Source organism: Microcoleus sp. D2_18a_B4 (genome assembly GCF_036702475.1).
Lineage (GTDB): Bacteria > Cyanobacteriota > Cyanobacteriia > Cyanobacteriales > Microcoleaceae > Microcoleus.
This window is the reverse complement of sequence record NZ_JAUBTL010000114.1, coordinates 1-8,211: the sequence shown is the minus strand read 5'-3', so window position 1 is coordinate 8,211 and position 8,211 is coordinate 1. Positions and strand designations below refer to the sequence as shown.

Annotated in this window: 6 protein-coding genes and 3 pseudogenes; 3 read left to right on the top strand and 6 right to left on the bottom strand. The window is 38.4% G+C overall.

Annotated features, from left to right (window positions below):
* Positions 1-382: 382 nt before the first annotated feature.
* Positions 383-1,382, bottom strand: a pseudogene (locus QUB04_RS31890) (IS630 family transposase).
* A 284-nt stretch (positions 1,383-1,666) separates the two neighbouring features.
* On the opposite strand from QUB04_RS31890, the gene QUB04_RS31885 reads away from it, so the two are divergent.
* On the top strand, positions 1,667-2,737 hold the full coding sequence (locus tag QUB04_RS31885; protein WP_333290672.1) for a transposase: 1,071 nt from the start codon (positions 1,667-1,669) through the stop codon (positions 2,735-2,737).
* A gap of 47 nt (positions 2,738-2,784) precedes the next feature.
* Here QUB04_RS31885 and QUB04_RS31880 read toward each other — a convergent pair whose 3' ends face one another.
* From QUB04_RS31880 to QUB04_RS31870, 3 genes are all read right to left on the bottom strand, one after another.
* Entirely contained in the window at positions 2,785-3,507 is a 723-nt protein-coding gene (locus QUB04_RS31880; protein ID WP_333290671.1) for an IS1 family transposase, read from the bottom strand.
* A gap of 293 nt (positions 3,508-3,800) precedes the next feature.
* Positions 3,801-4,211: a transposase gene (locus QUB04_RS31875; RefSeq protein ID WP_333290673.1), complete on the bottom strand. Its 411-nt coding sequence runs from the start codon at positions 4,209-4,211 to the stop codon at positions 3,801-3,803.
* Positions 4,212-4,225: 14 nt separating this feature from the next.
* Complete coding sequence (locus QUB04_RS31870) at positions 4,226-4,660, bottom strand: transposase (RefSeq protein ID WP_333290670.1); 435 nt, start codon at positions 4,658-4,660, stop codon at positions 4,226-4,228.
* Positions 4,661-5,119: 459 nt separating this feature from the next.
* On the opposite strand from QUB04_RS31870, the gene QUB04_RS31865 reads away from it, so the two are divergent.
* Entirely contained in the window at positions 5,120-5,293 is a 174-nt protein-coding gene (locus QUB04_RS31865) for a DUF6444 domain-containing protein (protein WP_333290669.1), read from the top strand.
* A 547-nt stretch (positions 5,294-5,840) separates the two neighbouring features.
* On the opposite strand, the pseudogene QUB04_RS31860 reads toward QUB04_RS31865, so the two are convergent.
* Positions 5,841-6,839, bottom strand: a pseudogene (locus tag QUB04_RS31860) (IS630 family transposase).
* 99 nt (positions 6,840-6,938) lie between these two features.
* Between QUB04_RS31860 and QUB04_RS31855 the strand changes: the two are divergent.
* A pseudogene (locus QUB04_RS31855) lies at positions 6,939-7,583 on the top strand (IS66 family transposase); the annotation flags it as partial.
* Between the two features lie 4 nt (positions 7,584-7,587).
* On the opposite strand, the gene QUB04_RS31850 reads toward QUB04_RS31855, so the two are convergent.
* Positions 7,588-7,959 (bottom strand): transposase, encoded by a 372-nt coding sequence (locus QUB04_RS31850; protein WP_333290668.1) that lies wholly within the window; start codon positions 7,957-7,959, stop codon positions 7,588-7,590.
* Positions 7,960-8,211: the final 252 nt, after the last annotated feature.

Genomic DNA, 8,211 nt, shown 5'->3' with positions numbered 1-8,211 from the left:
CTAATAGACCGAGGGCTTGACCTCTCTTTCTACATGGTGATGATGATGACTTAATTCTGTGCAGTCTTCAGGGTTTTACACCCTTACAGCTTTTCTAGGTGTCTATGACGCAGTGGCACCACTCCGATTCCATCCCGAACTCGGTTGTTAAACGTCCAGGTCGCGCAGATATTTGCTGACTCACTGCCGAGCGAAAATATCTCGATGCCGCTGACAATATACAAACAAAAGCTCCTCTGATTGATGTAGGAGCATTTTTTTTATGGGCATAAGGGGTTTAAAGAACTTGGAGGGCGTAACGAGAGTGTTCACGCTGACGGGGCGACAACCCCGTCAGAAAATTGATACAGCACTTCCGGATGTTATGAGGTACAGTAAGTAGTTAAGCAAAATTAATTACATAATTATCTCCAAATTCTTTAAGAATTTTTTCGACAGATGAAACAAGAGATTGCTAGCTAGAATAGGCATCTATTTCCAGCCATTGATATTTGATAAACCGCCACAAAATCTCAATTAAATTCAATTCAGGTGAATAAGTCGGCAATTCAAATATAGTTAAACCGCGTTCTTTCCATTCTTCAATTTTCTCGAAAATGGCATTGCTAGTATGAATAGAAGCTTGATCCACTACAATAACTGTTGGCCGCTCCACCACAGCAAAGAAAGTATCTATGCAGGCTATGATTACATCATAATTAATAGTCTGCTCTGAAACATAAGCATGAAGAGTGTTTTGCCGATTCATAATTCCCAAGACATTTAAACGCTTAGTTCTACGACTATCAATTGACAAATATTCACCAATATCTTGCCATCCATAAGGGACACAAGGAAGGCCACAAAATCCGGATTCATCCAAATAGTATAAATCAATTTTTCCCTCATCTTCTAGGTGTTTTAATTCTGACAATTTTTCTTTTTTTTCCTTGTATTCTATGGGGTCTGGCTTGCCGCCAACACCTCGACGCATCCTATGCCAACTCATACAAAATTTTTTAAGTATTCTCTTAATTGTTTCCGTACTTATATTAACAGACCATTCTTTTTTGATTTTTTGCACTACTTGTTTTAATTGTCTTGGCTCCAATTTTACCCAGTCTCTAATTTGAGCTGATTGTGCGGAATCAAAAGTTGTTTTTCTGCCTCTACCTGGTTTATTGTATAATCCGAGCATTCCCTCATATTCCCCTCGATTCAACCAGTTATACATAGTCTTATAACTAACTTGAAAAATTCTCATCAACTTTTCATTTTTGACACATTGTGAAACTAAGATTAAAAAATGTGCTTGCTAGGCGCACCTGATGATGTCTGCTTTCGCGATAAATTCGGTTTAGCAATTTCAAGGAAAGTGGATTAATATCTCGAAGTAAAAACATATAGCCTTTCTCAAAAAGATGAGGTACAATAACAGCAGTGTGTAAACCAGTTAAAAATATTTGACGATGTAACTTGCCCGAACGCAAACTCTATGGCTTTTCCTAATTCTTGATAATTAGTAGTCTTGATAGAACAATACTCCGGACAGTTTTTAAAGAGGAATGCGATCGCAATAAAATAGATAAGTGAAAAAAGTGAGTGCAATCTGAACCCCAAATAAACAGAAAAAAAGGCACTCTTTTAGGTTAAGCTATAAAAACACACAAGCTCAACAGATTGCCTTATGAAGATTATTGAATCCATCTTACAACAAATGCCAGGGATTAGTCAACCACAAAAGAAGTTTTTAATCACTTTATTCTCAACTATATTGCTGGCCTATGGCAAGGTCAACTTCACGAATCTCAGTCGTTATAGCTGTTTGAGTGAAAAAACCTACCGTCGTCACTTTCTCAAAAGCTTTAACTTTCCACAATTTAATCAATATTTTCTCAAACAAGCCTTAAACCCTGAACACACAATTATTGCTGTTATTGATTGTTCTTTTTTAAGAAAAAGCGGCAAAAAAACTGACGGCAAGGCTTATTTTTATAATGGTGTAGCTGGGAAATCGGAACAGGGGTTGGAAATTTCTGTAATTTCTCTTGTCGAAATTGAGACTCGTTTATCTTATAGCTTAAGCGTACAACAAACTCCGTCACGCCCTCAAATAAAGCCCGTGAAAAAACTGCCCAAAAACCCGAAGAATAACAGCTCAAAAAAATCTCGCAAAAACCCGGACTCTCAAAGCTCAAAGCCTGACATCACAAGAGTTGATGACTATGCACAACATTTGAAGAATACTCGTTATTTTTTCCCCACTTCTGTACGTTATTTGGTGGCTGATGGCTATTACTATCGCTCTAAATTCTGGGATGCTGTGCGGGAGTTAAATTTAGACTTTATTGGCAAGTTAAGAGTTGATGCTAACCTACGCTATCTCTATACAGGTGAACAAAAGAAACTGGGAGCTCCACGTAAATATGATGGTAAGGTTGACTGCCATGATTTGAGCCGTCTTAATTTTGTTAAAGACCTAAAACCGGGAGTTTCATTATATACATTGGTGGTGTGGAGTTGTTGTTTAAATTGCCAAATTAGGTTGGCTTGTATCTCTGAGGTTCAAGCCAACGGAGAAATTAAAAATGCTTTATTATTTAGCACTGATATTCACTTACCGCCTGAGCAAATTGTTGAATATTATCAGGCTCGTTTCCAGATTGAATTTATTTTTCGTGATGCCAAGCAATTTACGGGATTGTCTGATTGTCAAGCTCGTCATTTACCACGGCTTGATTTTCAGGTAGTGCCCTGAAGGAAAGGATCGAGAGAATAAAACTGAATTCAAAGAAAAGTAGGCATTTAGAGTTGTAAATTAGCATTGTAATGATGCACAAACCGCCAAATAGCAGCAAGATGATTTTCTAATTTTTTAGAGAAGCCTAAGCTCTTTCTTACCAGTCGAGATACTCGTTGTCGAATAGTACAGTTAAAGCGCTCGATATAGCTAGTCAAACCACTATCTTTATCTACACTCTGATGACGTTTACTGGGCAATACAGAATCATAAGCACTCCAATGATCGGTATAAATTACTGCACATTGACGGTACACTGGTGGCATTGAATTCCATAAAGCTTGAGCCGATACTGCGCTACGATCTCCAATATGTACACCAACAATTTCCCTAGTCTGGGCATCCAATGCCAGCCAGACCCACTGCTGATTTCCTTTACTATCAACGAATGACCATAACTCATCCATCTGAACACTCAAGCGCTTTTTTTCCTTGGGAGTCACCTCCACTTGCTTCTTAACAGCAGCCGCTTGGCTATTAACGTATCGCTGCACTGTATCTTCTGACACTTGAAGTACCCGAGCAATCCCCGCCTGAGAAATACGTTCAAGTAGCATCCGTGACATTAACTCATGCAGTTCTTTTGTAATAGGTTTCCATGCCGGATTTAAAACAAACTGACGACCACATTCTCGACATTTATAGTTTTGTTTGCCATGCCGAGTTTGACCGTTACGACTAACTTCTTTTGAGCCACAATTAGGACAATGGGGAATCTCTACTGTCATATCACACTATGATAAACACTTCTCTCTAATAGTAACTTACTCGATCCTTTCCTTCAGGGTACTACCGATTTTCATTTTAATGCCAGTCTTATTGCCTTAAACTTAGCTAAACATGAACTCTCTAGTTGTCATTCATCTGCCAAGTCGTTTGTGTTTTCTATGGCCTCTTATAAACGCCTAGAATTCAATAAGCATCTACTTTCTACCTTTATTGATAAGTTAGATTTAGACCCGGATTTGATTTTAAATCACCCTAACCTTCCTTCAGTCTTGTCTTATGGTACTCTGGCTGCTTAAAAACTGTCCGGAGTATTGATAGAACGGAGAATGATTTTAAGTTTTGACCACAGATTTTCAATTGGTGAAAAATCTGGTGAATAAGGTGATAAGTATATTAATTTTGCCCCGGTTTTTTCGATCGCTTTTTTCACTTCTTCTCCCAGGTGAATAGGACAATTATCCATCACTACACAAGCCCCTTTCCATAGTTTTGGCACAAGTTTCCTGATTATAAAAGCTTCAAATGTAATTGCATCAGTTCCGCCTATTAGATTAACCGATGTCAAAATTTCATTGACTGACATTGCTCCAAGTATTGAGACATTTTTGCCACGTTTAGTTGGTTTTGGCCCCTGAGCCCTTTCACCTTTTAAATATCTGGCATATAACCTAACCATTGCCAAGTTAACTCCCGATGCGTCAATGAATATTAAGTCTTTTAAACTAATCTCTTTATTTTTTTTCCAGAACTCACATCGCAGGATTTGAACTCGCTCCGTGCCTTTGCCTGAAGGGAAGAGTGTTTTTTTTTGACAGTAATGTCTAAGAGTTTTATCATTCTTCCTATTGTTGCTCTACTAACGGAAAATCCAATTCTCCCATAAAGTAAATAACGGAGTTCTTCAAGAGTTGCATCATTATTTCCTTCAATCAATTCCGCCAAAATGAGTAGTTGCTCCGCATTCAGTTTGCCTTTGACTCCACATCGGTCAGTTCTGGGAGTAATGTTTTTTGTTTCACGATATTGTTTAAGCAATTTTTGTACAAAGCTCAACGCTACAGAAAAACGCTTAGCTATTGCTTTTTGTGAAATGGGTTCAGCATGATAAGTATCAAGAATTTTTTGCCTAAAATCAATCGAATAAGCTTTCATTTTTAACAATGTATGAAGTTTGGTACAAGTAAACGTGCTATGAGTCAAGCAGAGCGTGCTGTCAAAAAAATGCTATTATGTGTGCTATCGCTTTCGCGTGGCTTTACTTAACCATGTAACTATAGTTCATTTGATCTGATATTCTCTGTTTAACCCTCACAAGTGAGTGTCAGTAACATGATACCTCATCTTTCTGAGAAAGGCTATATAAAATCTCTTTAAATACAACTTACTACTTTAGTAGATCATATTAGTTATTTATGTAATTAATTTTGTTTAACTACTTAGCAGCAATTAGTAAACCAGTTTTTGAGATGTTTCGGATTAATTAAGTCAAGAGCCACAGCAATTATCGTATCAACCATTTTAGTGGTGGTTGGCGAAAACTGTCGCAATAAAGATTTAAGGTAATTGCTCAACCCCCTTGACAAGAAGACGAGATAGACATTAGATAAAGGAATGGAAAAACTCCCCGACTTAAAGCAACTATCGAACGAGGCAAAAGAAGCCTTGATAGTAGAGCTATGGCAAGAAATCCAAAAACTTAGCGCAGCATTAGCCACATACGAACCAAAACCAGGCTCATCTCCCACCAAAACTAGCAAAAATTCCAGCACTCCACCGTCCTCATGATTCAAGCCGAACATTAAGCCGTCGAAAATTCAAGGAATAAAAAGACAAAGAAGCCTAGGAAGAGTCGGAGGGGGAAGAGAACTACATCCTCATCCCGACCAAACAATCATCGCCCAACTCAAAAATTGCCCCCAGTGTGGAGAGAAAGTCACCCCCGCCACCCAAAAATTGCAATCCGTCTACGAAAAAATCGAACTACCCCCAATTCGCCCCATCATCACCCGAATAGAACGTTATGGTGGTCCGTGTGCCTGCTGTCAAACCGAGTATGTTGCCCCTGTACCATTGGGAATGGAACCAGGTTCACCGTTTGGCAGTTCTATTCAAAGCTTAGTCACATATCTTCGTTACACTCATGCCATTAGCTACGAACGGCTATCGTCGATATTTGCATCCGTTTTTGGACTCAAGATTTCCGAAGGAGCAATCGCAAACCTGTTGGCAAAAGTCACGCACCAGTTTAGACGACCAAGTAAGTCAAATACTACAACGGTTGCGGCGGGCAAAATTAATTTGTTCAGATGAAACGAGTGCGAGAGTTAAGTAGTTAAGCAAAATTAATTACATAATTATCTCCAAATTCTTTAAGAATTCTTTCTACATATGAAACAAGAGATTGCCAGCTAGAGTAGGCATCTATTTCGAGCCATTGATATTTGATAAACCGCCACAAAATCTCAATTAAATTCAATTCAGGTGAATAAGTCGGCAATTCAAATATAGTTAAACCGCGTTCTTTCCATTCTTCAATTTTCTCGAAAATGGCATTGCTAGTATGAATAGAAGCTTGATATACTACAATAACTGTTGGCCGCTCCACCACAGCAAAGAAAGTATCTATGCAGGCTATGATTACATCAGAATTAATAGTCTGCTCTGAAACATAAGCATGAAGAGTGTTTTGCCGATTCATAATTCCCAAGACATTTAAACGCTTAGTTCTACGACTATCAATTGACAAATATTCACCAATATCTTGCCCTCCATAAGGGACACAATGGATGCCACAAAATCCCGATTCATCCAAATAGTATAAATCAATTTTTCCCTCATCTTCTAATTGTTTTAATTCTGACAATTTTTCTTTTTTTTCCTTGTATTCTATGGGGTCTGGCTTGCCGCCAACACCTCGACGCATCCTATGCCAACTCATCCTTTTTTTTTAATTATTCTCTTAATTGTTTCCGTACTTATATTAACCGACCATTCTTTTTTGATTTTTTGTACTACTTGCTTTAATTGTTTTGGTTGCAATTTTACCCAGTCTCTAATTTGATCTGATTGTGCGGAATTAAATGTTTCTTTTCGGCCTCTACCTGGTTTATTATATAATCCGAGCATTCCCTCATATTCCCATCGATTCAACCAGTTATACATGGTCTTATAACTAACTTTAAAGATTTTCATTAAATTTTTATTGTTGATATTTTGTGAAGCTAAAATCAGAAAATGTGCTTGCTAGGCGCACTTGATGATGTCTGCTTTCTCGATAAATTCGGTTTAGCAATTTCAAGGAAAGTGGATTGATATCTCGAAGTAAAAACATATAAAACCTCTTTGAACACAACTTGATATTTTTTATTATATCATATTAGTTGTTTGTGTAATTAATTTTGTTTGACTACTTAACGGACAGTGGGAGTGGGAGTGGGTGTTTCAGAACCAGGATGTTTGTTTACACGTCATCCGCCCGAGTCGAGGAACTGGAGTAATTAACGAAGTTCTAGGAGAAAATCGTCCTGATATCTGGGTGTCAGACTTATTTAGCGCTCAAAAAAATCACCCAGCACCACAATGGCAAGTGTGTTTGGCCCATCAACTGCGGGATTGCCAATATGCGATTGATGCTCTTGACAGAATTTTTGCCCCAGCGATGAAGAGGTTATTATTAAGGGCTTTTATCATCCATCGGCAACGGGAGAATATGGATGATACTAGACTCTTGAGATATCGAATAAATTTACAGGAAAGATTAACCAAAATTTTGGATTTAGCACCACAGCAGAAGGATGGTATACGGTTACGAAAACGTTACTGTGGGCTGATTGACAATTTATTTCTATTTCTGGAAGATGCGACAATTCCACCGACGAATAATAGTAGTGAACAGGCGATTCGGATGAGCGTGATATTTCGCCGTGTGACCAATGGCTTCCGTTCGGAATGGGGGCGCGATTTGTTTGCTGCCGTTCGTTCAGTTGTTAATACTGGCAAGCGTCAGGGTTTAACTGCTTATCAATCTATTCAACAAGCTCTCTCTACTGATGGCTCCCTTTTTTCCCCTAGTTGAGCAATTACGATTTAAGTTGCGACCACCATAATTCAATCGGATTAAAATCAGGAGAGTATGGGGACAAACATAAAATAGAAGCACCCACAGATTCAATCATCGATGTAATTGAATCTACTTTATCCGCGGGTAAATTATCCATCACTACTACTGCTCTCGACCACAATTGTGGCACTAAACATTGCTCAATAAATACCTCAAATACTTTGCCCTCCATTGAGTTATCCATTGTCATGAGTGCCACTACTCGCTTCAAACTAATTGTACCAATTACTGTGACTTTTTTCCCGGGCGTAAAAAGGTTTAACCGCATAGGCTCTCGTTCCTCGTTGGAAGCATGAGTTCTGGTTAAACAAGCGTAATACTCCAGTCTCATCTAAAAAAACTAGATATTTTTGGTCGATATGCTTGACTTTTTCCCAATACTCTAACCTTAACTTCATGACTCTTTCTGTTCCGGCTTGGCTACTTCTCACTGTTTTTTTTACGATTTAATCCCAACTTTTGTAAGGCGTTACACATGGCTGTTCTACCCACCCAATTTCCGGTCTTCTGGGCAAATAACTCACACAATTCTAGTAAGGTTGCATCGGGATGTGCTGCCACTATTTCTCTCAAAGAAGCTGTG